Source organism: Acinetobacter sp. WCHAc060042 (genome assembly GCF_003231195.1).
Lineage (GTDB): Bacteria > Pseudomonadota > Gammaproteobacteria > Pseudomonadales > Moraxellaceae > Acinetobacter.
In genome coordinates this window covers 1-1233 of record NZ_QKVN01000098.1, presented here as the reverse complement: position 1 = coordinate 1233, position 1233 = coordinate 1, and the positions used below count along the sequence as shown (strand labels likewise).

The 1233-nt window shown below is 41.4% G+C and carries 1 protein-coding gene; it reads left to right on the top strand.

Annotation, left to right across the window (positions count from 1 at the left end; translation table 11 throughout):
- The first annotated feature begins 64 nt into the window (after positions 1–64).
- Positions 65–1215 (top strand): IS3 family transposase gene (locus DPG01_RS18335; RefSeq protein ID WP_228157029.1). Its coding sequence is split into 2 segments (ribosomal slippage): positions 65–305 and positions 305–1215, totalling 1152 coding nucleotides; the frame shifts between segments, so codons are not numbered across the junction.
- Positions 1216–1233 lie beyond the last annotated feature (18 nt).

Below are 1233 nucleotides of genomic sequence, written 5' to 3'. Positions count from 1 at the left end.
TGAATAGCCACCGATTTTGTAGACACTCTTTAGTTAGATAAAATGGCTAATTAACGAGGTGTTTATGAGCAGTAGCAAACGATATCCTGAAGAATTCAAAATTGAAGCAGTAAAGCAAGTGACTGAAAAAGGTCATAGCGTGTCTGAAGTGGCCACACGTTTAGGTACAACCACGCATAGTCTTTATGCCTGGATCAAGCGTTATGATCCTCAGGAACCTAAAATCACAGACTCTAGGGATGCAGTTTCAGAATTGGCAAAGCTAAAAAAGGAGCTGCAACGGGTTACCGAAGAAAGGGACATATTAAAAAAAGCCGCGGTGTACTTCGCAAGCCAGTCCAAATGAGGTATGCCTTTATTCAGGACAATAAGCACATATGGCCTGTTCGTCGTTTATGTTTGACTTTAGATGTTCATCACAGTGGTTATTACGCATGGTTAAAGCAACCCACGAGTAAAACTACAAAGAAACGGCAACAGCTTTCAGGCTTGATTAAACAGTTTTGGCTGGAATCTGGAGGAGTCTACGGCTATCGCAAGATTCACTGTGATTTGAAAGACGCTGGCGAAAATTGCGGTATCAACTGGGTACATCGGTTAATGAAAGCGGATGGGCTTAAATCACAGCGCGGCTATCGTAAGCCTAGATCTTATGCAGGTACGCCAAGTATTGTTTCCGCAAACACCTTAGAACGACAGTTTAATCCAACTCAGCCTAATCAGCGTTGGGTAACTGACATTACGTACATTCGTACACATGAAGGTTGGTTATATCTTGCTGTGGTGATTGATTTATTTTCACGTCTTGTTGTTGGCTGGTCTATGAAATCAAGAATGACTACAGATCTGGTGCTAGCTGCATTATTGATGGCGCTATGGCGGAGAAAACCACAGAATAAAGTTCTGATCCACTCTGACCAAGGCAGCCAATACACTAGCCATGAATGGCAAGCATTCCTTAAACAACATAATCTGGAATGTAGTATGAGTCGCAGAGGAAACTGCCATGATAATGCTGTTGCTGAGAGCTTCTTTCAGTTGCTGAAGCGGGAGCGTATTAAGAAGAAAATTTACGTATCTAGATCAGATGCTCGAGCGGATATATTTGAATATATTGAAATGTTTTATAACTCAAAACGAAGACATGGTTCCAATGGACAACGTTCTCCATTAGATTATGAAAAGGCCCATCAAAAGATGGTTATGTGTGTCTAGAATTTTGGTGGCTATTCA